The organism is Ensifer sp. ZNC0028 (assembly GCF_000799055.1).
In the GTDB taxonomy this organism is placed as follows: domain Bacteria; phylum Pseudomonadota; class Alphaproteobacteria; order Rhizobiales; family Rhizobiaceae; genus Ensifer.
On sequence record NZ_JTLA01000110.1, the window covers coordinates 42,952 to 68,574 of the forward strand.

Below are 25,623 nucleotides of genomic sequence, written 5' to 3' on the forward strand. Positions count from 1 at the left end.
CTGAAAAATCGGTAAGACATCGCACCTGCATCAGTTCCCGCGAAGGAAAATCACGATGACATTCACGAAGGCGGCCCGGCTTGCACTTCTGCTGGCGATCCCCGGGCTGGTTCTTGTCGGTTGCGGACGCAAAGGCGACCTCGATCGCCCCGGCTCGACCGCGCCGATCAACACCAAGGCGCCGGCAGGAACTGTCGAGCAGAAGGAAAAAGCGGACGAGCGTTCGTTCCTGCTCGATCCCCTCCTCTAGTAGAAATTATGCAATTCCGAACGGAAGCCGCTTCGCACTTTCCTGGAATTGCTCAAAGCCGAGCTGCCTGACGTGAACCATTTTCAGTACCGCGACGGAATTCTCTACGCCGAAGATGTGCCGGTGACCGATATCGCCCGCGCCGTCGGCACGCCCTTCTATTGCTACTCGACCGCCACGCTCGAGCGCCACTACACGGTGTTCTCCAAGGCTTTTGCCGATGTGGATGCGATGGTCTGCTATGCGATGAAGGCCAACTCGAACCAGGCCGTGCTGAAGACGCTCGGCCGCCTCGGCGCCGGCGTCGACGTCGTCTCGGGCGGTGAACTGCGCCGCGCGCTTGCAGCCGGCATCCCGGCAAGCCGCATCATGTTCTCCGGCGTCGGCAAGACGCCGCTGGAAATGGACCTCGCACTGGAAGCCGGCATCTACTGCTTCAACGTCGAGTCCGAGCCGGAACTCGAAGTGCTCAACCAGCGCGCCGTTCGCGCCGGCAAGCGCGCCCATGTCTCCTTCCGCATCAATCCGGATGTGGATGCTGGCACGCATGCGAAGATCTCGACCGGCAAGAAGGAAAACAAGTTCGGCATTTCGTGGGAGCGCGCCCGCGCCGTCTACGCCCATGCCGCAACCCTGCCCGGCATTCAGGTGACCGGCATCGACATGCATATCGGCAGCCAGATCACCGAGCTGCAGCCTTTCGACGCCGCTTTCAAGCTGCTGCGCGAACTGGTCGATACGCTGCGCTCCGATGGCCATTCGATCGATCACGTCGACATCGGCGGCGGCCTCGGCATTCCCTACAAGGACGACAACAATCCGCCGCCGCTGCCGGACGCCTATGCGGAAATCGTCAAGAGCCAGCTGCAGTCACTCGGTTGCAAGATCGTCACCGAGCCGGGCCGGCTGATCGTCGGCAATGCCGGCATTCTGGTGACCGAAGTCATCTATGTGAAGGACGGCGGCGACAAGACGTTCGTCATCGTCGACGGTGCGATGAACGATCTCATCCGCCCGACCCTCTATGAGGCCTATCACGAGATCCGCCCGGTCCGCATTTCCGCCGCCAACGCGCCGCGCATCCGCGCCGACGTCGTGGGCCCGGTCTGCGAAACCGGCGACTATCTGGCGCTCGACCGCGAGATGGCGATGCCGAAGCCCGGCGATCTCTTCGCCATCAGCTCGGCCGGTGCCTACGGCGCCGTGCAGGCCAGCACCTACAATTCCCGCCTGCTGATCCCCGAAGTTCTGGTCAAGGGCGACCGTTTCCACGTCATCCGTCCGCGCCAGGACTATGATGCGCTGATCGGTCTTGATTCGGTGCCGGACTGGCTCGACTGAGCCGTCCTGCCGCAGACACGACAGTCTGTGGATCGGCCGTGCGGACGATCACGATTGTGTTTGCGCCCTCGTCTTCGCCACAAACGATGGTATCCTGAACGCAAGCGGGATAGGCGAAGCTGCGTGCTTTTTTGAGCGCGGCCGTAGCCTCACTATATTGGGTCAGCCACAAGCGTTGATGGGCGACCGAAAGGAAACTTGGGCGGATGACGCAATTCCGGCAGGATGAAACGCCACAACCGAAGCCGTTTTCGAGAACTCTGGCGCTGAAGAGATGGCTGGCGCGCGCCGTGCTGGTCGCCGAGCAGGTCCTTCCGCGCATCCTTCTGCCGGGCTCCGTCGCCCTTCTGTTTCTTGCCTTCGCCTGGCTCGGTTTCTTTCGCGCAGCGCCTTTCTGGCTGCATGCGGCGGCTCTCTTTGCTTTCGCCCTAGCCTTCCTTGCCTCCCTCGTCCCGCTCAGCCGGGTCCGCCTGCCCGCGAACGCCGATGCCGATCGCATGCTCGAAGAGCGCAACGCCTTGCCGCATCAGGCCATCCGCGTCCAGGACGATCGCCCCGCGACCGACAATCCCCTGGGTGAGGCGCTCTGGCGCGAACACCAGGCGCGCATGGCGCGGATGATCGGCGCGCTCGATACCGGCCTGCCGCGGCCCGATATCGCCAGCCACGATCCCTTCGCGCTCAGGGCCGTGCCGGTGCTTCTCGCCTGCGTCGCCTTTGCCTATTCCTATTCCAATCGCGCCGGACTGCTGAGCGATGCCTTCCGGCTGCCGCAGACGTCAATCGAGGCTGCCAATATCCGCGTCGATGCCTGGGTGACGCCGCCGCCCTATACCGGGCGGGCGCCGATCTTCCTGACGGGCAAGCCCGAAGCCGCCGCGGCCGTGAATGAGGACGCCGGGGCGATCACCATTCCGCAGTTCAGCGATATCACCGTCAGGATCACCGGCGCCGGCGCAGACGCGTCCGTACGCTACGCGGAAACCGGTGCGAGCGAACCGATCGTCATTCCGGTGGCCGGCGAGAAGGCCGAGCAAAAACAGGCCGAGCCGCAAGTGGGCAAGGCCGGGCCGAAGGTCGCCGAAGTCGTTGCAACCGAGCCGGCACGCAACGCGACCGCCGTCCGCAACCACGTCTACAAGGTCGTCAAGGACGGCGAACTCATGGTCGGCAGCCAGCGCTGGGCGTTCAAGATCACCCCGGACGGCGTGCCTCAGATCGCCTTTGACGGGATCCCTCATCCGACCGTCAACGCAGCGCTCGAAATCACGTTCACGGCCAACGACGACTACGGCATCGCCCAGGCCTGGGCGGAGATCAAGCCGCTCGACGAACCGGAAGAAGGCGCCCGCGCGCTCTATCCGCTGCCGGAATACCGGCTCGATCTGCCCCGCCGCAATGCGCGCGAGGCAAAGGGCACGACCAGCCGGAACCTCAGCGAGCATCCGCTTGCCGGCAAGCGGGTAGAGGTGACGCTCGTCGCCCGGGATGCTGCCGGACAGGAAGGCCGCAGCCCGCCGCACGAGATGATCCTGCCTGCCCGCCAGTTCTCGCAGCCGCTCGCCGGCGCCGTCGCCGAGCAGCGTCAGGTCTTCGCGCTCAACGCCAACGACCTGCCGCGCGCCATCGATCTCAACGATGCCGTCACCTCGCTTGCCGAGGACTGGATCCCGAACCTCACCCACTTCCTGCTGTTGAAATCGGCGCGCACCCGCATGGCGCTCGCCTATAACGACGACATGTTGCGCGATGCCGCCGGATACCTGTGGGAAATCGCGCTCGGGATCGAGGATGGCGACCTGTCGCTCGCCGAGCGCCGTCTGCGCGAAGCCCAGCAGGCGCTGTCGGATGCGCTGGAGCGCAACGCTTCGGACCAGGAGATCGCCAAGCTGATGCAGGAACTGCGCCAGGCGATGCAGCAATACATGCAGGCGCTCGCCGAGCAGGCGATGAAAAATCCACGCATGACCGGCAAGCTCGACCCGAACAACATCCTGCGCCAGCAGGACCTCGAGAAGATGATGAACCAGATCGAGAACCTGGCACGGTCGGGTGCGCGCGATCAGGCACAGCAGATGCTCTCGGAACTGCAGCGCATGATGAACAACCTGCAGGCTGGCCGCGGACAGCAGCAGATGGGCGAGCAGAACGACGCCATGCGCCAGCAGATGGACAAGCTCGGCAAGCTGATGCAGCAGCAGCAGCAACTGATGGACGAGACCTTCAAGTTCGATCAGGCCCTGCGCGACCGGATGCAGCGCGGCGACCCGCTGCAGGGCGAGGACAACGAGCTCTTCGGTCAGGAAATGCCGCAGGACCCGGGGCAGCAGGGCGATCCGAACGGTCAGCCCAATCCGCTCGACGACATGACGGCCGAACAACTGAAGGACGCGCTGAAGCAACTGAAAGAGCAGCAGGACGCGCTTGGAAAGCAGCTCGGCGAGCTGAACAAGGGCCTGGAAAGCATGGGCATCAAGCCCGGCAAGGGCTTTGGTGAAGCCAAGCGCGAAATGGACGGCGCTTCCGGCGCGCTCGGCAAGGGCCAGGGTGAACAGGCCGTTGGCAATCAGGGCCGCGCGCTACAGGCGCTGCGCCAGGGCGCCCAGGACATGATGAACCAGATGCAGGGCCAAGGTCAGGGCGGCCCTGGCATGGGCGTGCCGCAATACGGTCAAAACGGCCGCGATCCCCTGGGACGGCGACAACAGAATCTCGGTCCGAATTTCGGCGACCAGGTCAAGGTTCCAGACGAGATCGATTCCCAGCGCGCCCGACAAATCCTCGATGAGATTCGCCGCAGGCTCGGCGACAGCCTGTCGCCGGAGCAGGAGCGGCAGTACCTCGAACGCCTGCTCGACATGCGCTGAGCCGAGAATTCGCCCGGTTTCGGCCGCTTGCCCCATCTCGGCAGAACATGACAACGCCACCCGTCGCATCGAAATCGCTGCGGCGGGTGGCGGTCTTGTTGCTGTAATGCAGGTCGGTGGATCTGCCCGTCAGGCGGCCAGCGCCAGGGCGACTGCCTTGCGGATATCGGGAAGGGAAAAGGGCTTGGAGATGACGTCGACGATCTTGTCGGTGAGATCGTCAGCCCGCTCGCGCTGCTCGGCATAGCCGGTCATCAGCAGGATCTTCATGGCCGGAAAGGCGGCCGACGCCTGGTGCGTCAGCTCGATGCCATCCATCACGGGCATGCGGATATCGGAAAGCAGAAGGTCGAAGGCCTGGGCCTCCAGGCAGGCAAGGCCATCGGCCCCATCGCCCGCTTCGACCGTCTCGTGGCCGTCGAGCCTCAGGGCCCGCGCGACGAAGGAACGCAATGCATCCTCGTCCTCGGTAATCAGGATCTTCGCCATCATGGCCTCCGCGTTCGCTTCCGAGTCCGGCGTTCACGCCGGCACCCGCACCTGATCCAAAGGTACAGCGAGCGTGGATCATCGGGAGACACACTGGCGCTGCAGCGCCGCCGATCCTCGTCGAGAATCACTGCGGCACGCACCAAAACAACCAGTTTTTCGTTTGTGTTCGGTAAACGCCGAACGACTGGATTTCAGGGCGCATGCCCCAAAACGGGACGTTTACTCGGCGTCGCCGGTGACAACGCCGACAAACGGCAGCTCGCGGAAGGCATAGGCGACGTCCATGCCATAGCCGACGACGAAGTGATCGGGGCATTCGAAGCCGACATAATCCGCCTCGAGCTCGACCTTGCGCTTGACCCGCTTGTCGAGCAGCACCGCGATCGTCACGTTGCGGGCGCCGCGCTCGTACATCAGCTCCTTGGCGAAACGCAGCGTGCGGCCGGATTCCAGAATGTCGTCGATCAGCAGAACGTCACGCCCGTGCACGTCGCTGTCGATGTCCTTGGTGATCTTGACGCCCTGCGAAACGGTGCCGGTGCCGTAGCTCGACAGCGTGATGAACTCGACTTCCGGAGCAAGACCAGCCGTATGCATCGAGCGGATCAGATCGGCCGCGAAGATGAACGATCCCTTGAGCACGGCGATCACCAGCAGATCCTTGTGCGGGCCGTTGACGATCATTCCGGCAAGCTCGCTGTTGCGGGCAGCGATCGTTTCAGCCGTATAGAGAGGTTCGATATTCTTACCGCGAACAACGGGCATCAGGGCTTCTCCAGCGTTTCATGCGGAAGACCTCGGCCTTCCCGTTGCCGCCGCTTAGCACAATCAGCGGGCCGAAACACCGTTTTCGGCGAAGGAAACCGCGACTTCCGGCATTTTTCCACCTGCATAGGGCAGTCTCGTCATGAAATGACGGCTCTCACCGGGCGCGATGGCAGCCCCCTCGGGCATCACCCGCGTCGTCGTGACCTTGCGGCCGTTGGCGGTGATCTCCACCACGACCTGCGGCAAACGCTGCTCGACATCGGAGCGATTGTCGATCGAGCCATAGACGGACAGCACGCGCATGCCACCGGAATAGTCGAGCCCGCTCTTGATGCCGGAAATCGCCAACGGCTGGACGTCGGCCTGCCCGTCGCCGGCAAAACCGACGATCGCCAGGAAGGATGCAAGCGCAACCCCCGCGACCATCCCGGCAAAGCGGCGTGCCGGCATGTCGCGAAGCCGCGTTTCGGCAAGACCAAGCAATCGGCCGCCGAGCGACGGCTCCTGCTCCACGACCGTCAGCGTCGGCCGCCGCCGGTTGCCGGTCTTCGCATTGTCGTTGAACACCGGATAGGGCGTGCGACGCGACGAGGCGGAGATCACCTCGAATTCCGCATCGACGACGTCGGCGCGCCGCGGCGCTGTAGCCCCGTCGCGTCCGCCGCGCTCCGGCGGCAGGAAGTCGGTATAGGCGCTGCTGCTGGCGGACTTGGTCCGGAATGCCTGCATGATCATTTCCTCCTGTCCCGCAAGAGAACACGGCCGCAGGCGGCCGGCTTGTCTGCGAAACCCTCGGGCAATGGCGAGCCCCTTGCGGTGCAAGAACTAGGCATTGCATCAAATCTTTCCGACACGTAAACCGGAATGGTTAATGTTTCGGAAAGACGTCGCGAAAGCGGCGCGTTTTCATGAAAAATTAACCGTCACTTAACCATGATTCCGCTGGCGGTTTTGCCTTTCCTGGCTGGTCGTCCTATGCGCGGAGGACCGGAACCGGCCATCGGTTGCAGGGCCGTAAGAGAGACTGGGCTGCCGCTTGATTCACTTTGAGAACGTCGGACTGCGCTATGGCATGGGACCGGAAATCCTCCGGGACCTGACCTTCGACATTCCACGCCGTTCGTTTCAGTTCCTGACGGGGCCCTCGGGCGCCGGCAAGACGACACTGCTGCGGCTTCTTTTCCTCTCGCTGCAGCCGACACGCGGCCTGATCCGGATGTTCGACCGCAACATTTCGTCGATCCCGCGGGAGGAATTCCCGATGCTGCGCCGGCGCGTCGGCATCGTCTTCCAGGACTTCCGCCTGCTCGAACATCTGACGACCTACGAGAATGTTGCGTTGCCTTTGCGCGTGCGTGGCAAGGAAGAGGCGAGCTACCGGGCCGACGTGATAGAACTCTTGAAATGGGTGGGCCTTGGCGAACGCATCAACGTGCTGCCGCCGGTGCTTTCCGGTGGCGAAAAACAGCGTGCGGCCATCGCCCGGGCACTGATCGACCGGCCGGAGATCCTGCTTGCCGACGAGCCGACCGGCAACGTCGATCCGCCGATGGCAAGGCGCCTGCTCAATCTCTTCCTCGAACTCAACCGGCTCGGCACGGCGGTCGTCATCGCCACCCACGATCTGTCGCTGATGGACCAGGTGGAGGCGCGGCGCATGATCCTTTCGCAAGGGCGGCTCGACATCTATGAGTGACAGCCGCACGGAACGCCAGAAGGACGTGCCCGAACAGGCACCGGAGGCGCAACAGCGCCGGACCGAAATGCGCGTGCGCCCGACCGGCCCGATCGTGCCGTCGAGCAATGTGTCCGGCAATGCGCTGATGTGCGTCATCGCCATCATGTCGTTCCTCGCCTGCCTCACGCTCGGCGGCGTCAGCATGGTGCGAGCCACGGCCCAGAGCTGGCAATCGCAGATCTCCCGCGAGATCACCATCCAGATCAAGCCCGACGACAGCCTCGACATGGAAAAGGCGCTCGCGGATGCGCGCGACCTGGCGCTGACCTTCAGCGGCACGACGGACGGCAAGATCGTCGACCGGGCCGCAACCGCCCGCCTGCTCGAACCCTGGCTCGGCGAGGGCCTCGATCTCGACGAGTTGCCCGTCCCGCGCCTCGTCATCATCACCATCGACGAAAACAACCCGCCCGACTTTGCGGCCATGCGCAAGGCGCTGACCGAAATCATCCCGCAGGCCTTCCTCGACGACCACCGCACCTGGGTCGACCGGCTGGTCGCAATGGCCAACACCACGGCGATGATCGGCACCGGCGTCTTGACGCTGGTCTTCTCCGCCATGGTGCTGACGGTGGTCTTCGCCACGCGCGGCGCGCTGTCAGGCAATCGTCACATTGTCGAGGTGCTGCATTTCGTCGGTGCCGAAGCCGGCTTCGTCGCGTCGGAATTCCAGAAACATTTCTTGAGGATCAGCCTCAAGGGCGCCGGCGCCGGCGGCCTGCTCGCGGCACTTTTCTTTGCGCTGGCGGGGTTCTGGCAGTCGCGGACCCTGGCGACCCCCGAGACGGATCAGGCCACCGCCCTCTTCGGAACATTCACCATCGGCTACGGCGGCTATCTCGGCATCGCCGCGATCATCGTCGTCATCGCCATCCTGACGACGGTTACGGCGCGGCTGACGGTGACCCGCACGATCTACGAAATCGACCTCATCCGCTCGGACCCCGGCCGTACCGACCTTTACCAAAGCTGAGCCGCCTGATGTTTCGCCGCCACTCGATCTATTCCTTGCCGCAATCTGCGGCTATGTGAAGAGAATCATGATGGCGCGAGAACTACGCGGGAACGGAATGGCCGGAGGAGACAAATGGCACGGGAAAGCCGACGATCGCCGGCGGTCCCGCAGTCTCCTGCGCAAAATTCTCCGCCGAACCTTCTTCGTCCTGCTCCTGCCGCTGGCAATCCTGATCGCCGCCTTCCTGAATTTTGCCGACACGGTGGCGTCGCTGCAGCCGCCCGGCCATCCCAAGGCCGATGCGATCGTGGTCCTCACCGGCGGCTTCCAGCGGATCGACCAGGCGGTCGATCTTTTGAAAGGCGGCGCCGGCAAGCGCCTGCTGATCTCGGGGGTTCACCCGACGACGACAGGCAGCCAGATCCGCCGCAACACCCAGAGTTCGGCCGATCTTTTCAAGTGCTGCGTCGACATCGGCCATGAGGCGATCGACACCATCGGCAATGCGACCGAAGCGGCGCAGTGGATCCGCGATCGTGGCTACGCGACCGTGCTTGTCGTCACCAACAATTATCACATGCCGCGAAGCCTGCTGGAGCTTCGCCGCGCCCGGCCGGAAACGGAGTTCATCCCCTACCCGGTCGTCAACTCCGATCTGAAGACGACAAACTGGCTGCGCAATCCGATGGTGCTGAAGTCGATCCTTCTGGAATTCGGCAAGTATACGGTGGCGTCGATACGCGACCTCGCCGGCGCCCGCCCGACCAGCGGCCTGCGCACCGATGCCTCGCGCGCGACACCCGCCGAAGAATAGGCCGGCAGGAACGCCCTTCCCCGCTGCAAAGTGAAACAGAGCAGTTTTCCTTCGGCACTTAATCGTGTAGGCAGCGATCAACCGGCTCAACGACGCCGGTGCCCTTGAGACCTCGCCTACGAGAGCGTGCCTGATGATCGTCTTGCGTTCGATCCTTTTCAACGTGGTGTTCTACGCCAATCTGATCGTGCAGATGATCGTGCTGACCCCGATCTACTTCCTGCTGCCGCGCAAGAAGGCGTGGTTCGTGCCGAAGAACTGGGTGCGCAGCAACCATTGGCTCCTAGAAAAGATGGTCGGCACGACCTTCGAGATCGAAGGCCTGGAGAACATTCCGAACGGCCCCTACATCTTCGCGCCCAAGCACCAGTCCTTCTGGGACGCCTACGCGCTGCTGCCGTGGCTGAACGACCCCTTCTACATCCTGAAGCGCGAACTGACCTGGATCCCGCTCTTCGGCTGGTACATCCTAAAGCAGCGCATGGTGCCGGTGAACCGCGCGGCGCGCGGCAAGGCGATGACAAGCGTCATGGATCGCACCAAGCAGGAAATGGCGACGGGCCGCGAGCTCATCATCTACCCGGAAGGCACCCGTCGTCCGCCGGGCGCGCCGCCGGAATACAAGTACGGCATCGCCCGCCTCTACCGCGACCTGAACGTGCCGGTCGTGCCGGTCGCCATGCATCCGGGCCTGTTCTGGCCGCGCCGCAAGTTCCTGCGCTTCCCCGGCCACTTCAAGGTCCGCATCCTGCCGCCGGTCGAGGCCGGCATGGACCCTGACGCTTTCCTCAAGAAGCTTGTCGAGGTAACGGAAAAGGCCAGTGACGAACTGCTCGTGGAAACGGTGAAGGCCAATCCGCACGTACCGCTGCCGCCGACCGCCGAGCAGCGGATGAAGGAACTGAAGGCCGAAGGCCGGGCCTGATCCTTCAGGGCCCTGCCGGATGCGGCGCCTGCCGCAGCAATCCGACCACCTCTTCCAGCCAATGATCGCGGATGCCCATTTCCTTGAGATGGGCGAGCGTGTTGAACACGTATTCGCTGTTCGGCCCGGATTTTCCGGTCGAAACCGAGACGATGCCGGCCGCCTCCGCAGTCGTCAGCGCGCCCGCGTACTGGACATGGCCGCGATCGATGACATAAGCGAGCGCCGGCACGCGGCGGCCGTCGGCAAGCAGCACCGGCATGGTGCGCTCCTTGTAGACGTGGGTCACCAGTTCGCGCTCGCGCAGATAGTCGACGACACCGGCCTGCTGTCCGCGTTGGACGCGAAACGCCGTCCCGATGCAGGAGCCGCCACGGTCGAGCCCGAGCACCAGCCCCGGCCGCTGCTCAGTGCCGCGGTGAACCCAGGAACGCACGCAGAGCGAGCGGCGAAATCCGAAGGCGCGCGCCGTCAGCTTCTCCTCGAACGCAAAGCCCGGGTTCCACATCAGCGAGCCGTAGCCAAAGACCCAAAATTCGTCCATATCCACTGTCATTCAACCCGCGCTGCTGTTCTCACTGCCGAATCACGATCGGTCGCGTGGGACGGTGAGCCATTTCGGTTTCTACGGCACAGCATCCCGGCACGAAAGAGACAAGCTCGTCCTCCTGCGGCCGAAGGAAAGAATAGTTTTGCGGATCGACGGCGCCACCCGAAAGGCAGCCTCCATCCTGTTTTGAGTGAGGTACCCGCGCCCATGTCGGCCACCGCAGTCTCCAACCCATCGCCGGTCAGCCGGAAATTCCGCTGGCTCATGGCAGGCATCGTGCTTGTCACCGGCGTTTATTCGGCCGGCTGGTTCTTTGCCGCCGACCAGATCGAGAAGCGGCTAACGACCCGCCTCGCCGAAGGACAGGCGGCCGGCCTCGGCGGCGAATGCACCAACATGGACGTGCGTGGCTTCCCGTTCCGCATCGGCCTCTTCTGCGACAAGGTGCATCTCGACGACACCCGCAACGGCACCTCTGCCTCCTTCGGAGCGCTCAGGACCGCCGCCCAGGTCTACCAGCCCGGCCATGCGGTGATCGAACTCGACGGCCCGGCCGAGATCCGGGCTTCCCCTGGCCTCAACGTGTTTGCCGACTGGACGCTGCTGCATGCGAGCGTGCGTGCGACCCTGTCCGGTGTCGACCAAACGTCGCTCACCTATGACAACCTCACCGGCCGCGTGCGCCTTCCGCTCTCGGGCGACGGCCTCGGCTTCGGCGCCAGCCACGGCGAAGTGCACCTGCGCCAGAACGGCGCGGACCTCGACGCCGCCTTGAGCGTCGACAAGCTCGACGTTCGGCCAGAAGAGGGCCCGAGCCTCGCACCGCCGGCGACCGTCGCCGCCGACCTCACCTTCACCGACCGGGCGGGATGGATGACGGCACCGCCGACGCCTGAGATGTTTCGCGGCAGCAAGGGCGAACTGCGCCAGCTTACCCTCGACCTCGGCTCCGGCATGAACGCCAAGCTTTCCGGGCCGTTCTCGGTCAACGATCAGGGGCTGATTTCCGGCGAGTTCTCGCTGACGATGACCAACATCGAAGCCTGGCGCGCCAATCTGGTCACCCTGATCCCGGATGACGCCAATCTCGTCGACAACACCGCAAACATGCTGAAGGCGCTCGCCAACGGCAAGAACGAGGCGACCGTGAAGCTCAACGTGCGCGACGGCACGGCGTTCCTCGCCTTCATCCCGATCGGCGTCCTGCCGACTCTCTAGGCCACGGGTATAAACCGCACAGGAAGGAAGACCGCTCCACGGTCTTCCCCGGCCTGCTCACGGCTATTTCTGGTCCATCGCATGGCGGCCGAAGTCCGGCATCGCCGTGTCCTGGCCTGCCTGGATGATCGAACGGCGAATGGCCCGGGTGCGGGTAAAGAGATCGAACAGCTTGTCGCCGTCGCCCCAGCGGATGGCCCGCTGCAGATAGGCAAGGTCTTCCGAAAACCGCGCCAGCATCTCCAGGATCGCATCCTTGTTGTGCAGGCAGACGTCGCGCCACATGGTCGGATCGGAGGCGGCCAGACGGGTAAAATCGCGGAAGCCGGATGCCGAGTACTTGATCACTTCGGACTCGGTCACCGTCTCCAGATCGTCGGCCGTGCCGACGATGTTGTAGGCGATGATGTGCGGCAAGTGCGAAACGATCGCCAGCACCTTGTCGTGGTGTTCGGCGTCCATCTCCTCGACCATCGAGCCGAGCGTCTCCCAGAAAAGCCTGAGCCGCGCCACCGCTTCGCCGTCAGCGCCTTCCGGCGGCGTCAGGATGCACCAGCGGCCGCGGAAGAGCCCGACGAAGCCCGCATCCGGGCCGGAATGCTCGGTACCGGCGATCGGGTGCCCCGGCACGAAATGCACATTCTCGGGCAAATGCGGCGCCATCTGCGCGATCACAGAGCCCTTGGTCGAGCCGACGTCGGTAACGATGGCGCCCGGCTTCAGATGCGCTGCGATCTCGGCGGCAACCGCGCCGGACGCGCCGACCGGGACCGAGACGATGACGAGGTCCGCATCGCGAACGGCGTCGGCGGCCGACAGCGTATAGCGATCGCCGAGCCCGAGTTCCTGCGTCCGCTTCAGCGTCGCCTCGCTGCGCGTCGAGACGACGAGCGTGCCGGCAAGCTGCTTCTCGCGGATTTCGCGCGCGATCGACGAACCGATGAGACCAATGCCGATAAGGGCGATCGTTTCAAACTGCTGAGCCATTATTTCCGTCCCATGAATTCGGTCAGCGCCGCGATGACGCCTTCGTTGGCTTCTTCAGAGCCGATGGTCATGCGCAAGGCATTGGGAAAGCCGTAGCTGCGGACCGCCCTCAGGATAAAGCCGCGGTGGGTGAGGAACGCGTCGGCCTCCTCCGCGCGCTTGCCGGGCTCGTCGGGGAAATGGATCAGCACGAAATTCGTGACCGAGGGCGTGATGCGAAGACCGATCGCGGCGAGCGCTTCGGCAACGCGGGCAAGCCAGGTGAGGTTGTGATCGACCGCCGTTGCGACAAAGGCCTGGTCACGGATCGCCGCAGCACCCGCCGCGATGGAGGGCGCGCTGAGATTGAAGGGGCCCCGGACCCGGTTGACGGCGTCGATCACCTCCGCCGGCGCATACATCCAGCCGATCCTGAGGCCCGCGAGACCATAGATCTTCGAGAAGGTGCGGGTCATCACCACATTGCGGCTGGCCGAAACCAGCTCAAGCCCGGCGGCGTAGTCGTTGCGGCGCACATATTCGGCATAGGCCGCATCGAGAACCAGGAGCACGCCATCCGGCAGGCCCGCATGCAGCCGGCGCACTTCGTCGACGGGGATATAGGTGCCGGTCGGATTGGCGGGATTGGCGAGAAAGACCATCTTGGTCCGCTCGGTCACGGCCGCCAGAATGGCATCGACGTCGACGCGCGCATCCCTTTCCTTGACGGTCACGGGCGTCGCGCCCGACGCCAGGATCTCGATCTTGTAGACCAGGAACCCGTGCTCCGTGATGATGCCCTCGTCACCGGGACCAAGATAGGTGCGGCAGACAAGAGCGAGCAATTCGTCGGAACCGTTGCCGCACATGATGTTTGCCGGGTTGAGCCCGTGAACCGCGCCGATCGCTTCACGCAGCGCCTTGGCCTGGCCATCCGGATAACGCTCCAGATTGAAGGCCGCCGCCTGGAAGGCTTCGATCGCCTTCGGGCTGGCACCGAGCGGCGTCTCGTTCGACGACAGCTTATGCACCTTGGCGACACCCGGCGCATGCTCCTTGCCCGGTACATAGGCGTCGATATCGAGGATGCCGGAACGCGGCTCAGGGCTCTTCGAAGCAAGGCTCATCGGGTCAGCTTTCTATGGCCATCAGGGTGCCACAGCGGCCTTTGGTGCGCCTTGGGAGGCGCGGGGCGCTATGGCAGGAAAAGAGGTCAAGCCATTACCGGCGCAAGCGGCTTTTGTCGAGGGTCCGCCGCCTGGACGTAAGCCTTATCGGGTGAGGCGTGACTGTTCGCGCGTGCTCGGCACGCCCTGCGGCGCCAGCACCGGCACGAAGACGCGGCGGGACGCGCGGGCTGCGACCGGCAGCCCCTGGTAAAGCCGCTTCTGCGCCTCGACGACGATGACGCCGGAAAAGACCGGCCAGAGCCAGCGGCCGAGCCGCTCGAAGCCCCGCCGCAGCCGCAGGATCGCCCTGAGCTTCGATGGCGGGAAGAACAGCGCGTCCGCCGTCGCGCCCGGCGTGAAATTGGTCTCGCGCAAGAGCGCCGTCAGTTGCCCACGGGAATAGGGCCGGCCCGAACCGAAGGGCGTATGCTCCATGCGCGCCCAGACGCCGCGCCGGTTGGGCACGACGATCACAAGCCGCCCGCCCGGCGCCAGCACCCGCCAGATCTCCTTCATCGTCTCGCGCGGACTTTCGGCGAATTCCAGCGAATGCACCATCAGCACCCGGTCGATCGACGCGTCCGGCAGCGGCAACTCCTCGTCGAACACCAGCGCCGTCGAGGAAAGCTCGGCAACCGGCCAGTTCACCGCACCTTGACCCGCGGGCATGAAGGCGAAGGTGCGCTCCGTGTCCTTGCGGAACCGTTCGAGATAGGGAACGGCATAACCGAGGCCGACCAGCCGCTCGTCCGGCAGGCGCGCCCAGACGGACGAAAGCGCCATGGTGACGGATTGCTCCGCCATCCGGCCAAGCTCGGAGTGATAGAATTCGCGAAGGTCGACAATATCGGTATGCATTCGCAACATGTTAGCTTCGAAGCGGTAGACTTCAAGGTAAGGCTCGCTACATTCGGCAGCATCTCCCCTCTCTTGACCGGAGGACCTGCCATGGCCGCGCTCGAACTCGATCTTTTCCTCTGCCGCACCGACAATTTCGGCGTGCTGATCCACGACCCCGAAAGCGGCCTGACCGCCTCGATCGATGCGCCCGAGGAAGCGCCGATCCTGGAGGCGCTGGAACGCCGTGGCTGGACGCTCACCCATATCCTCACGACGCATCATCACGGAGACCACGTCGCGGCCAATGACGCGTTGAAAGCCCGCTTCGGCGCAACCATCGTGGGTCCGTTAAACGAGGCCGCAAAAATTCCGGGCCTCGACAAGACTGTGCGTCATGGCGAACGCTTCGACTTTGCAGGCCGCGCCATCGAGGCGATCGAGACGCCGGGCCATACGGCCGGCCATATCTGTTTCCATTTCCCAGAGGACAAGCTTCTCTTTGCCGCCGACACGCTGTTTGCGCTCGGCTGCGGTCGGCTGTTCGAGGGGACGCCGGCGACCATGTGGCAGTCTCTCAGCCGGCTGATGGCGTTGCCGGACGACACGACCGTCTATTTCGGACACGAATACACGCTCTCCAATGCCCGCTTCGCGGTCACGGTCGACCCTGAGAATGCCGAACTCAAGGCGCGCGCTGCCGAGATCGAGGAAATCCGCTGCGACGGCGGCTTCACCGCACCGACGACGATCGGCCTGGAAAAACGCACGAACCCGTTCCTGCGCGCTAGCGACCCCGGCATTCGCGCCCATCTCGGCATGCGAGATGCCGACGATGCCGCGGTCTTTGCGGAAATCCGCAAGCGGAAGGATAATTTCTGATGGCTGCGGCGCAGACGGCGGCAGAGGTCATCGCGGCGCTCGGCCTTGCGCGCCATCCGGAGGGCGGCTGGTACATCGAGACCTTCCGCGATACGGCCGGCGGCCCGCGGGGCCATTCGACGGCGATCTATTATCTGCTTGAGCGTGGCGACCGTTCACACTGGCACCGCGTCCGCGACGCCGTCGAGATCTGGCACTACCACGCCGGTGCGCCGCTCGAACTCAGCATCGCGGAGGACGGAAAGCCCGCCGAGACGTTGCGGCTTGGGCCTGATATCCGGGAGGGCGAGCGGCCGCAGGGCGTGGTGCCGGCCAACTGGTGGCAGTCCGCCGCGTCGGTAGGTGATTGGACGCTGGTCGGCTGCACGGTCGCGCCGGGCTTCGATTTTGCCGCCTTCGAGATGGCAGCCCCCGGCTGGCAGCCGCCAACCCGATAGCGATCTTCGGGACTACTCCGCCGGCTGGGTGGCCGCGGCATTCTTGCGCAAGATCAGATCCTGGGCGGCGAGCACCGCGCCGCCGGTGACGAACAGGCAGGCGAGCGCAATACGCCAGGACGGCTCGGCAAAGCCGAAGAGGATCAGGATCAGCGTCGAGAGCACCGGTGCCGCATAGCTCGAAACGCCGAGAAGCTGGATTTTGCCGTTCTTCACCCCGAAGTCCCAGGCATAGAAGGCCGCCCCGACCGGCAGGAGGCCGAGGCCGGCGACCGCCAGCCATTCGAAGGTCGTTTCCGGCCAGACCGTCGTTTCGAGCGCCAGGTGGCAGACGAAGGACAGGATCGAGGTCGCAAGGCAAAAACCGGTGACCACATCGGTGGAGACCGCCTCGAAGCGGCGGGTGATCAGCGAATAGCCGGACCAGGTAAAGGCGCAGAGGAAGGCCGCGCCATAGCCGATGAGATAGGCATCGTCGAAGGCGACGCCATTGCGCGCGACGATCAGGATCGTGCCGGCAAGGCCCGCCAGCGCGCCGGCGATATGGTACCAGCGCAGCCGCTCACCCGGCAGCAGTGCCGAACCGACGACGATCAGGAGCGGCCAGAGATAGGCGATCAGACCCGCCTCCACCGCCGGTGCATTGCGCAGCGCCGTGAAGTAGAGGAAGTGATAGCCGAACAGGCCGGCAATGCCGGTGATCCAGACCTTCGCCGGCTGCTTGAGCAGCGCCAGGCGCTCCGGTTTGGCCACCAGCACCGCAAGGCCGGGCAGACTGCCGATCAGGAAACAGATCGCCGAAAGCTGGAACGGCGGCATTTTGCCCGATGCGGCCGTGAACAGCGCGAGCAGCGACCACATCAGGATGGCCGAAAAACCGATCAGAGTTGCCTTGAGTTTCATAGTCGTCCCCTGGCGCAATTTCTCTAACGGAAACCTGCGCCGTCAAAATCACGGTGCTTTCTGGTATTTAACCTTTTAGTTGCACGCGATCGCGCGTCAACCACCAAATCGCGTCGCCGAGACCGTGACCGGTCCGAGCTTGGTGGGGATGCGGACATAGACGGGAGCATAGACGTTCACGGTCGGCGCCTTGGCGAACCAGATCTCCATCGTCTGCAGACGCCGCAGATACTCGACGTCCTCACGGCCCTTCTTGTAGCCCGCCTTCGGCACGAAGCGGATGCCGCAGACGATCACCTCGCCCTCGAATCCCTTCGTCTTGAAGGGCCTGGTGCCCTTCGGCGAAAGCTTGATGTCGAGCCGCGACTCGCCGTCGAAGATCGGCAGCGTGTTGGGGCAGACGCGCGCCTCCGCGGGAATGATCAGGCCCGAAAGCGGGTCGAGCACGTTGCGCATGTCGCGCGAGGTGACCGGCACCCAGTTCTTCGGCAAAGGCGTGCGCTTCGGCGTCATGCTCGCATGCACGACATTGCCGTTGCGGTAGGTAACGCTGATCGCCCGGCTCTTGGAACCGCTGCGATAGGACATCGAATACTGCGAGGCGCGCAGGTAATCCCTGTCGACGACGCCGGAAACCTGCGTCTGGCCCGACGTGCGGCTGAGGATATCGAGCAGGCCCGCCGATTTCAGCGTCCCCGATATCGTGTAGCGATTCTTCTGAACCTCGGTGTGGAATGAGGCGCGCGCCACCGGCAGACCGGCCAGCGAGATGCTGTAATCCGTCAGATGTTCGACATCGGCGGCCGATGATGCTGTGGAAAACATGACCGCGGAAAGCAGCATTGCCCCGCGAAAACCATTTCGCAACTTCATGCCTGAAGAAATCCATCACTTGAATATTGCCGCAATACCCTGAAATGCAGGGTGTTTACGGCTTTTCTGCGCCCATTTCGCTGCCGCCGGCTACGCGGTCGGTCCGATCACGGAACCAAACCGTCATGTGTCCTCGATTAAGAAATAGCGCATAGCAAAACCGCTTGGAATGGGTCTCGTGAGGCATTATTCTTACCCAGACAGCGCTTCGGATGTGAAGAACTGCCGGGAAAATCCGCGGTTTTCCGAGAATGCAAGAGGTTTGGCTTGACGGACGAGCCGTCTCTGACTATAGAACCGCGACTTTCCAATAATGGCCAATAGGAACGCGGCCTGGGCTCTGGGCCCGCTACCGCATTGTCCGCCGGCGATAAAAGAGAATAGGTGTACTATGTCCCGTAGTTGCGAATTGACCGGCAAGGGCGTCCAGTCGGGCAACAATGTAAGCCACGCCAACAACAAGACCAAGCGCCGGTTCCTCCCGAACCTGTGCAACGTCACGCTGATTTCCGATGCTCTCGGTCAGCGCTACCGCCTGCGCGTTTCCGCAGCAGCTCTCCGCTCGGTTGAACACCGTGGCGGCCTCGACGCCTTCCTGCTGAAGTCGGACGAGAACGAGCTGAGCATGCGCGCTCGCCTGCTGCGTCGCCAGATCGTCAAGAAGGTTGCTGAAGCCGCCTAATCGGCGCCAGCGCACCGTCTTTGACACGCGTTTAAAAGGCTTGCGGGTTCATCCGGCAAGCCTTTTTCTCGTGCGCGCGTTTCTTAACCGATACGCGCTTTTGCCTTCATCGGCCGGGTGCACTACCCTGCTTCCATCCCTCTAGCTGGTGGCATACCCCAGGATAAAAAAATGCTGATCAACCGCACGTTCTTCGTCTATGTCGCGCTGATGACCCTCGTGGTCGTCGCCTCGAACATCCTCGTTCAGTTTCCGCTGCCGGGCTCGATTGCCGGCATGCAGCTCGGCGATCTCCTGACCTGGGGCGCCTTCAGCTACCCCTTCGCCTTCCTGGTGACCGACCTTACCAACCGCCAGTTCGGGCCGCGCATTGCCCGCCGCGTGGTGGTCGCAGGCTTTATCGTCGCCATCCTGCTCTCCTTCGTCGCCGCCACGCCGCGCATCGCGATCGCCTCAGGCTCGGCCTTCCTGTTCGGTCAGCTGCTGGACATCTCGGTATTCAATCGGCTCCGCCGTCAGAGCTGGTGGCATGCGCCGCTGGCAGGTTCGTTGATCGGCTCGGCGCTCGATACCGCAATGTTCTTCTCCTTTGCGTTCGCACCGTTCTTCGTGTTCTTCGGCCCGAACGACAGCTTTGCGCTGGAAACCGCGCCGCTGCTCGGCGTGCTCGCGGCTGAAGCACCGCGCTGGATCTCCTGGGCGATCGGCGACCTGAGCGTGAAGATCCTCTGCGGCCTCGTCATGCTGCTCCCCTATGGCGCGTTGATGAGCATCGTGAAGCCCATGCCAGCTGCGGATAAGCAGGCGGCCTGAAGGCCGCTTGCCGGCAAGCCTCGGCCTGCGCCCAAGCGGTGACCGGGCATTTATTGCCAGGCGCGGGGAAGAGCGGCAGCCGCCCTTCCCCGCGCCGCGCCTGCTAGCGCTGCCTCAGGAGCATCTGGGCGTTTTCGAATGGCAGCCCCTCGTCGTCTTCCGACCGCCGGGACTGTTCTTCAAAGCCGAGCTTCTCGTAGAAGGCATAGGCCTGTGCGTTGGCCGTGTAGACCTCCAGGCGGAGCTGCCCCTTCAATTGCAGAGCATGCGAAACCAGCAAGCGGCCGATGCCGGCACCCTGGTGTCGCGGCGACACGAACAGCCCGCCGATGAAATCGTCGAGCAAGCTGACGAACCCGGCCGGTTCGCCGCCGCGGGTGGCGACCCATGTCTCTGCGTTCGGCAGATAGACGGTCTCGATCAATACGCGCTGTTCGCGCAACCGCGCTTCGCCGACAAATGCGTGCGCCGTGATCGAGGCCTCGAACCAGATGGCCGACAGTTCTTCCATATCCGCAGCCCGGTAGGCGCGGATCATCACATCCATATTTTTCATGGTTTTTCCGTTCAATAGATATGCGTCAAGAGGGACGCCTGTTGGGCGCCTTGAACAACCGCAAATGCGGGTAAATTTTCAGCCTCTGCGCATAAATCTCCTTCAACGGACAATCGGCCAATAGGCCTTCGCCGGGACGCGGTCAAGCATCGTGCCGGTCTTTCCTCGACTTAGCCACGCGAGACGGCCCGACCCTTCGCCGGTTCTTGACCGGATCTCCGCACGATCGGGCGGAGATCGCGCCTTTCAGGCGTTAGCCTATTGCGTCAGCGCAGTGTTGAGCCGGAACTCCAGCATCAGGTTGCGCTCGAGGATCGAATGGTTGTCGTCGGAAACGACGATGACCCGCACTTCGCCGTCGGGGCGCACGACGACGTCGAGGCCTTCCATGTTGTCGATCTGGTAGCGCATGTCGGCCTCGAAGACGACGTCGCCGTCGACGACCGCGCCGGGCTTGATCCTGTCGCCAGGGATCCGGCGGATCTGCATGCCGAGCCCCGAGCCGAAGGAGAAACGCCGCTCCAGGAGAAGCAGGTCGCCGTTCGGCAGGAAGGCGCCATCGGTCGCCGCATAGGGATCCTTGCGCACGACGCTGAATGCGCCGCGTTGCGGTCCGTCCAGGATGCCTGCCAGAAGATTGTCCGCCTTATCGACACTGCGCTCGGCAATGGCGATCATCGCGCCGCCGAGCGGGCTGTCTTTCGGCGAGACGGCAATCGTTTCGATGCCGGCATTGCTGCGCAGCTCGCTGATCGGGAACGGCAATGCCAGGCTTCCGATCGGCTTCGAGCCGGCAAAGCCCGGATCCGGATAGATGTCGATGCGATGGGCTTGCTCGTAGCTGACGATCGCCTGGCCGTCGCGAAGGGCAAGCCCTTCCGAATCCACCTTCCATTTCGCAAGGCCCACATCGCCGTTGCGATCCGCCATCGGCGTGGCGGTCAGGTTGGTGATCCCGGAAAGCCTCCCCTGCTCGTCACGGGTCACGGCCCCTTCCAGCCAGTGGCCGGTGTCCATGACGGCGACGAAAGAGCTGCCGTCAGGACGAAAACGGATCGCGGAGACGGCGCCGAACAAAGGATTTGACGAGGTCATCTCCAGGCCGCCGAGAAACTCCAGGGCGCCGAACCGGGTGGCGCTGGAGCCGACCTCGAAATTGCTTATCTGACGGCTGCGGATCGGCAAGTCTTCGCTATCGGAAGCGGACCATGCCGGGCAGGCCGAGGCCAAGAGGAAAAGGGCAAGGAGACCGCGGCCAAGCATCAAGAAAATTACCTTCAGGGGAGCATCGGGAATGAAGCGGCGTGCGAACATGCAACGCCACCAAGCATTGTCGCTTGGTAGACTGTAAAACTATGTCCGTAAATTGACTTCGGCCACCAGCGATTCGTGCAGGCGCCGATTGGCAGCTCGGAGGCGATGTTCCACCGCCCCCCCAAGCGGGAAGGATCACCCGGCGCGGCGAAGACGCGAGGGACCGCGGCGCTGGCTTTCATCCTCGAAGAGTGCGGCCAACTGCTCGGTCATGGCGCCGGCGAGCTCGTCGGCATCAACGATGGTGACGGCGCGGCGATAGTAGCGCGTCACGTCGTGGCCGATACCGATCGCCAGAAGCTCCACCGGCGAGCGCGTTTCGATCTGCTCGATGACCGCGCGCAGGTGCCGCTCAAGATAATTCCCGGGATTGACCGACAACGTCGAGTCGTCGACCGGCGCGCCGTCCGAAATCATCATCAGGATGCGGCGCTGCTCGCGCCGCGCCATCAGCCGCTCATGCGCCCAAATCAGCGCCTCGCCGTCGATGTTTTCCTTGAGCAGGCCTTCCCGCATCATCAGGCCGAGATTGCGGCGTGCCCGGCGCCACGGAGCGTCGGCAGACTTGTAGACGATGTGGCGCAGGTCGTTGAGACGCCCCGGAGCCTGTGGCTTGCCGCCGGCGAGCCACTTCTCGCGTGACTGCCCGCCCTTCCAGGCTTTGGTGGTGAAGCCGAGGATCTCGACCTTGACGCCGCACCGCTCGAGCGTGCGCGCCAGGATATCGGCGCAGGTGGCGGCAACCGTAATCGGGCGTCCGCGCATCGAGCCGGAATTGTCGATCAGCAGCGTCACCACCGTATCGCGGAAGTTAGTGTCCTTCTCGCGCTTGAAGGAGAGCGGCTGCATCGGGTCGATGATGATGCGCTGAAGCCGTGCGCTGTCGAGGTAGCCCTCTTCGAGATCGAACTCCCAGGAGCGGTTCTGCTGCGCCATCAGGCGGCGCTGGAGCCGGTTGGCGAGCCGACCGACAGCACCCTGCAAGTGGGCAAGCTGCTTGTCGAGGAAGGCGCGCAGCCGGTCGAGTTCGGCTTCGTCGCACAGTTCTTCGGACGCGATGGTCTCGTCGAACTCACGGGTAAAGACGGCGTAGTCGACCTTCTCGTTGAAGTCGGCAAACGGCTGGTTCGGACGCTTGACCTCGCCGGGCGTTTCGCTGTCCTCGTCACCCTCGTCCTGGAGATCGTCGTCGGAGATCTCCGCGCCGTCCATCTCGCCTTCTTCCATCTGCTCTTCGGCAGCCTGGTTCTCGTCGGCGGGTGCGGCATCGTCGCCGGCTTCCTCGTCGCTGGCGTTCTCGTCCTGCTCCTGGCTGCGCGGCTGGTCTTCGTCGGTCTCGCTTTCCTGCTCGTCCGGCTCGTTGTCATCGTCGCCGTATTTCTCGGCGACGTCCATCGAGGTCAGTATGTCGCGAACGACGCGGGCGAAAGCCTGCTGGTCGTTGATCGTCGAAGACAGGTTCTGGATATCGCCGGACGCCTTGCCTTCGATGAACTCGCGCCAGAGGTCAAGCACCTTGCCGGCGGACGCCGGCGGCTTCTGGCCGGTCAGCTTCTCGCGCACCAGCAGGGCCACGGCCTCGCCGAGAGGGGCGTCGGCCTGACGCTCGATCGTTGCGAAATTCGCCTTGGCGTATTTCTCTTCGAGCATGACGTTGAGGTTCTTGGCGACACCCGCCATGCGCAGCGAACCGATCGCCTCGACACGAGCCTGCTCCACAGCATCGAAGATCGCGCGGGCGTCTGCCCCTTGCGGCGACATGGTCGCGTGGATGCGCGCATCATGACAGGCCTTGCGCAGCGCCATGCTGTCGCCGAGGCCACGCGTGACGCTGAGTTCCTGCAGGGTCGGGCGCTTGGAAAGTTCCGGCAGACGGATGCGTTCGCCGGTCATGCCCGGCCGCTCGTTGGCGAAGGCGACTTCCACCTCGGCATCGCCCGCGATCGATCGGATGCAGCCGGAAAGCGCCCGCTTGAACGGTTCCGCAGCATTCTCGCGCGTGGTTGGCTTTGCCTTCGAATTCGAGCTCACGACAGTTCCTTCTTCAGCCAGAGGCGATAACGCCCCAGCGGGGCGTCATCCGATTTGCCACAGCGTCATGGCCTACTCATTCCCAAGGGAAAAGCAGGCCGCGGGATCAGGCGGTGGCTTCGAGCACGATGTTGGCAGCGCTTTCCTTCAGCTCGATGCCGAAGGCGCGCTGGTAGTGCTCGGCGACCAGCGCCCGCTCCAGCTCGTCGCACTTGTTGAGGAAGGTCACGCGGAAGGCGAAGGCGATATCGCCGAAGATGTGGGCGTTCTCGGCCCAGGTGATGACCGTACGCGGGCTCATGACAGTCGACAGATCGCCGTTGATGAAGGCAGCGCGCGTGAGGTCGGCGACGCGCACCATCTTGGAGACGGTCTCGCGGCCCTTGTCGGCGGTGAAGCCCTTGACCTTGGCGGCGACGATGTCGACTTCCTTATCGTGCGGCAGGTAGTTCAGCGTGGTGACGATCGACCAGCGGTCCATCTGCGCCTGGTTGATCTGCTGCGTGCCGTGATAGAGGCCGGTCGTGTCGCCGAGGCCGACAGTGTTGGCGGTCGCGAACAGGCGGAAGGCCGGGTGCGGACGGATGACACGGCTCTGGTCGAGCAGCGTCAGGCGGCCGGAGGATTCCAGCACGCGCTGGATGACGAACATGACGTCCGGGCGGCCGGCATCGTATTCGTCGAAGACGAGCGCGACATTGTGCTGGTAGGCCCAGGGAAGAATGCCGTCCTTGAACTCGGTGACCTGCATGCCGTCCTTGACGACGATCGCGTCCTTGCCGACGAGGTCGATACGGCTGACATGGCTGTCGAGGTTCACGCGCACGCACGGCCAGTTGAGGCGGGCGGCGACCTGCTCGATATGGGTCGACTTGCCGGTGCCGTGATAGCCCGACACCATCACGCGTCGGTTGTGGGCGAAGCCTGCGAGAATGGCGAGCGTCGTTTCGCGGTCGAAGAGGTAGTCCGGATCCAGGTCCGGGACATAGGCGTCACCCTTCGAATAGGCAGGAACGCGCAAATCCGTATCAATGCCGAAAACCTCCCGGACGGAAATCGTGGTGTCGGGGAGGTTGGAAATGTCGAGGTCAATCTTGCTCATCATGTCTCCAGAGCGGCCACCGGACGGCACCCGCGCATTCGCCTGCAAAAGTGCTTCTGTAATAATCCGCGTTGTTAGCAGAAGCCAGCCTGTTTTAACAATTGGTAGGCTTGAATAACCGCGCGAAAACGCTCTTCCGACCCTCTATCTCCGCCATTGGCATCGGGGTGATGCTTTTTGACGAGATCCTTGTAGGCAGCCTTGATGTCGGCGGTCGTCGCCGAGGCGGTCAGGCCGAGCGTGTCGAAGGCCTTGGCCTCGAGCGTCTTCAGTTTGCGCTGGCGCGGCTCCGGGCGGCCGGAACGCGCGCGCGCCTCGCTGACAAAGCCGAAGGGATCGCGCATGCGCGCCTGGGCGCCGGCGGAGCCGGACCGCGTCTGCGACTGGGTCGGGCCGTTCTTGGCGTTCTTGTTGACGCCGACGGTCCAGGTGGGCCGATGACCGGTTATCGCTTCCTTCTGGTAGCGGGCGACCTCGCCGTCGGAGAGGCCGGAGAAGAAGTTGTAGCCCTTGTTGTATTCCTTCACGTGCTCGAAGCAGAACATGAAGTACTGCCCCTCGGCGTTGCGGCCGACAGGCGCCCGGTGCACACCCTTCTGATCGCAGCCGTCCCACTGACAGACGGGAGCCGCCGGCTCCGCCTGCGGCTCGACCTTGCGCCGGGTTCGAATGCGATCGAAGTATTTTGAATCGAGTCTCATGGCGCTCATTATGGGGTTTGGCGGGAGTCACAACAAGAATTGACAAAGCGGAATGTTGCTGGCTTTGTGCGGGCATTTTGCGCCGCCGTGCCAGCGATTGCCGGGCTCTTAGGAACTGCGAGGGGGCGACAAGCAAACAGCAAAATGGGACGGAAGAATGTCGCTCACCGAGACCATCGAAAAGAAGCTGATCGAGGCCTTCCACCCTGAACGGCTCGAGGTCATCAACGAGAGCCATCAGCATGCCGGCCATCAGCCGGGCTTCGATGGCAGCGGCGAGTCCCATATGCGCGTGCGCATCGTTTCTAGCGCCTTTACAGGCATGAGCCGTGTCGCCCGCCACCGCGCCATCAACGATCTCCTGAAGCCTGAACTCGACGCCGGTCTGCATGCACTCGCGGTCGAGCCAGCCGCCCCCGGCGAGCCGACCCGCTGGTAG

At 63.8% G+C, this 25,623-nt stretch carries 27 protein-coding genes; 13 read left to right on the plus strand and 14 right to left on the minus strand.

The features are described 5' to 3' along the window. Positions 1–55 precede the first annotated feature (55 nt). The 3 genes from L981_RS25730 to L981_RS25740 all read left to right on the plus strand — a co-directional run bounded on the left by L981_RS25730 (position 56) and on the right by L981_RS25740 (position 4,458). The gene (locus tag L981_RS25730) at positions 56–250 is read left to right on the plus strand and encodes a lipoprotein (RefSeq protein WP_034806616.1); all 195 of its coding nucleotides are present in this window, start codon (positions 56–58) and stop codon (positions 248–250) included. Between the two features lie 72 nt (positions 251–322). Then, on the plus strand, positions 323–1,591 hold the full coding sequence (gene lysA / locus L981_RS25735; protein ID WP_043623146.1) for a diaminopimelate decarboxylase: 1,269 nt from the start codon (positions 323–325) through the stop codon (positions 1,589–1,591). A gap of 206 nt (positions 1,592–1,797) precedes the next feature. After that, positions 1,798–4,458 carry a TIGR02302 family protein gene (locus tag L981_RS25740; protein WP_043623064.1) on the plus strand — a complete coding sequence of 887 codons (2,661 nt, stop codon included), beginning with the start codon at positions 1,798–1,800 and terminating at the stop codon, positions 4,456–4,458. A 129-nt stretch (positions 4,459–4,587) separates the two neighbouring features. Here L981_RS25740 and L981_RS25745 read toward each other — a convergent pair whose 3' ends face one another. The 3 genes from L981_RS25745 to L981_RS25755 all read right to left on the minus strand — a co-directional run bounded on the left by L981_RS25745 (position 4,588) and on the right by L981_RS25755 (position 6,447). After that, the gene (locus L981_RS25745; protein WP_043623067.1) at positions 4,588–4,947 is read right to left on the minus strand and encodes a response regulator; all 360 of its coding nucleotides are present in this window, start codon (positions 4,945–4,947) and stop codon (positions 4,588–4,590) included. 222 nt (positions 4,948–5,169) lie between these two features. Further along, the gene (gene hpt, locus L981_RS25750; RefSeq protein WP_034806612.1) at positions 5,170–5,715 is read right to left on the minus strand and encodes a hypoxanthine phosphoribosyltransferase; all 546 of its coding nucleotides are present in this window, start codon (positions 5,713–5,715) and stop codon (positions 5,170–5,172) included. Between the two features lie 63 nt (positions 5,716–5,778). After that, positions 5,779–6,447, minus strand: a complete 669-nt coding sequence (locus L981_RS25755; RefSeq protein ID WP_043623149.1) for a hypothetical protein — start codon at positions 6,445–6,447, stop codon at positions 5,779–5,781. Positions 6,448–6,754: 307 nt separating this feature from the next. Here L981_RS25755 and ftsE point away from each other — a divergent pair, with 307 nt between their 5' ends. From ftsE to L981_RS25775, 4 genes are all read left to right on the plus strand, one after another. Continuing rightward, on the plus strand, positions 6,755–7,414 hold the full coding sequence (gene ftsE / locus L981_RS25760; RefSeq protein WP_043623069.1) for a cell division ATP-binding protein FtsE: 660 nt from the start codon (positions 6,755–6,757) through the stop codon (positions 7,412–7,414). After that, entirely contained in the window at positions 7,407–8,429 is a 1,023-nt protein-coding gene (locus L981_RS25765; protein WP_043623071.1) for an ABC transporter permease, read from the plus strand. Before ftsE ends, L981_RS25765 begins: the two co-directional genes overlap by 8 nt. Positions 8,430–8,526: 97 nt before the next feature. Next, a complete protein-coding gene (locus L981_RS25770) occupies positions 8,527–9,225 on the plus strand; it encodes a YdcF family protein (protein WP_043623073.1) in 699 nt (232 codons plus the stop codon). Positions 9,226–9,358: 133 nt separating this feature from the next. After that, a complete protein-coding gene (locus L981_RS25775; RefSeq protein ID WP_043623076.1) occupies positions 9,359–10,150 on the plus strand; it encodes a 1-acyl-sn-glycerol-3-phosphate acyltransferase in 792 nt (263 codons plus the stop codon). 4 nt (positions 10,151–10,154) lie between these two features. On the opposite strand, the gene L981_RS25780 is transcribed toward L981_RS25775, so the two are convergent. Next, a complete protein-coding gene (locus L981_RS25780; protein ID WP_052202018.1) occupies positions 10,155–10,706 on the minus strand; it encodes a gamma-glutamylcyclotransferase in 552 nt (183 codons plus the stop codon). A gap of 201 nt (positions 10,707–10,907) precedes the next feature. On the opposite strand from L981_RS25780, the gene L981_RS25785 reads away from it, so the two are divergent. Next, entirely contained in the window at positions 10,908–11,918 is a 1,011-nt protein-coding gene (locus tag L981_RS25785) for a DUF2125 domain-containing protein (RefSeq protein ID WP_043623079.1), read from the plus strand. A gap of 63 nt (positions 11,919–11,981) precedes the next feature. Here L981_RS25785 and L981_RS25790 read toward each other — a convergent pair whose 3' ends face one another. From L981_RS25790 to L981_RS25800, 3 genes are all read right to left on the minus strand, one after another. Beyond that, the gene (locus L981_RS25790) at positions 11,982–12,905 is read right to left on the minus strand and encodes a prephenate/arogenate dehydrogenase family protein (protein ID WP_043623081.1); all 924 of its coding nucleotides are present in this window, start codon (positions 12,903–12,905) and stop codon (positions 11,982–11,984) included. Further along, entirely contained in the window at positions 12,905–14,011 is a 1,107-nt protein-coding gene (gene hisC, locus L981_RS25795; RefSeq protein WP_043623083.1) for a histidinol-phosphate transaminase, read from the minus strand. Before hisC ends, L981_RS25790 begins: the two co-directional genes overlap by 1 nt. 144 nt (positions 14,012–14,155) lie before the next feature. Further along, the gene (locus L981_RS25800; RefSeq protein ID WP_156134236.1) at positions 14,156–14,920 is read right to left on the minus strand and encodes a class I SAM-dependent methyltransferase; all 765 of its coding nucleotides are present in this window, start codon (positions 14,918–14,920) and stop codon (positions 14,156–14,158) included. Between the two features lie 81 nt (positions 14,921–15,001). On the opposite strand from L981_RS25800, the gene gloB reads away from it, so the two are divergent. Together gloB and L981_RS25810 are read left to right on the plus strand one after the other, a co-directional pair. After that, on the plus strand, positions 15,002–15,772 hold the full coding sequence (gene gloB, locus L981_RS25805; RefSeq protein WP_043623089.1) for a hydroxyacylglutathione hydrolase: 771 nt from the start codon (positions 15,002–15,004) through the stop codon (positions 15,770–15,772). Continuing rightward, on the plus strand, positions 15,772–16,209 hold the full coding sequence (locus tag L981_RS25810; protein WP_043623092.1) for a cupin domain-containing protein: 438 nt from the start codon (positions 15,772–15,774) through the stop codon (positions 16,207–16,209). The genes gloB and L981_RS25810 overlap by 1 nt, the downstream gene beginning before the upstream one ends. Positions 16,210–16,221: 12 nt before the next feature. Here L981_RS25810 and L981_RS25815 read toward each other — a convergent pair whose 3' ends face one another. Next, positions 16,222–17,112: a DMT family transporter gene (locus tag L981_RS25815; RefSeq protein WP_043623095.1), complete on the minus strand. Its 891-nt coding sequence runs from the start codon at positions 17,110–17,112 to the stop codon at positions 16,222–16,224. A gap of 96 nt (positions 17,113–17,208) precedes the next feature. Next, positions 17,209–17,985 (minus strand): DUF3108 domain-containing protein, encoded by a 777-nt coding sequence (locus L981_RS25820; RefSeq protein ID WP_043623098.1) that lies wholly within the window; start codon positions 17,983–17,985, stop codon positions 17,209–17,211. Positions 17,986–18,376: 391 nt separating this feature from the next. Between L981_RS25820 and rpmB the strand changes: the two genes are divergently transcribed. Together rpmB and L981_RS25830 are read left to right on the plus strand one after the other, a co-directional pair. Next, the gene (rpmB, locus tag L981_RS25825; RefSeq protein WP_034806568.1) at positions 18,377–18,667 is read left to right on the plus strand and encodes a 50S ribosomal protein L28; all 291 of its coding nucleotides are present in this window, start codon (positions 18,377–18,379) and stop codon (positions 18,665–18,667) included. A gap of 171 nt (positions 18,668–18,838) precedes the next feature. Next, entirely contained in the window at positions 18,839–19,480 is a 642-nt protein-coding gene (locus L981_RS25830; RefSeq protein ID WP_043623100.1) for a queuosine precursor transporter, read from the plus strand. A 103-nt stretch (positions 19,481–19,583) separates the two neighbouring features. Here the strand turns inward: L981_RS25830 and L981_RS25835 are convergent, their stop codons facing one another. The 5 genes from L981_RS25835 to L981_RS25855 form a co-directional block, all read right to left on the minus strand. Beyond that, complete coding sequence (locus L981_RS25835) at positions 19,584–20,036, minus strand: GNAT family N-acetyltransferase (RefSeq protein ID WP_043623103.1); 453 nt, start codon at positions 20,034–20,036, stop codon at positions 19,584–19,586. 258 nt (positions 20,037–20,294) lie between these two features. Continuing rightward, a complete protein-coding gene (locus L981_RS25840; RefSeq protein ID WP_043623153.1) occupies positions 20,295–21,299 on the minus strand; it encodes an esterase-like activity of phytase family protein in 1,005 nt (334 codons plus the stop codon). Positions 21,300–21,485: 186 nt separating this feature from the next. After that, on the minus strand, positions 21,486–23,381 hold the full coding sequence (gene cobT / locus L981_RS25845; protein WP_043623106.1) for a cobaltochelatase subunit CobT: 1,896 nt from the start codon (positions 23,379–23,381) through the stop codon (positions 21,486–21,488). A 106-nt stretch (positions 23,382–23,487) separates the two neighbouring features. Then, the gene (cobS, locus tag L981_RS25850) at positions 23,488–24,483 is read right to left on the minus strand and encodes a cobaltochelatase subunit CobS (RefSeq protein ID WP_043623109.1); all 996 of its coding nucleotides are present in this window, start codon (positions 24,481–24,483) and stop codon (positions 23,488–23,490) included. 74 nt (positions 24,484–24,557) lie between these two features. Beyond that, a complete protein-coding gene (locus L981_RS25855) occupies positions 24,558–25,193 on the minus strand; it encodes a J domain-containing protein (protein WP_043623112.1) in 636 nt (211 codons plus the stop codon). A 148-nt stretch (positions 25,194–25,341) separates the two neighbouring features. Here L981_RS25855 and L981_RS25860 point away from each other — a divergent pair, with 148 nt between their 5' ends. Then, positions 25,342–25,623, plus strand: a complete 282-nt coding sequence (locus L981_RS25860) for a BolA family transcriptional regulator (protein ID WP_043623114.1) — start codon at positions 25,342–25,344, stop codon at positions 25,621–25,623.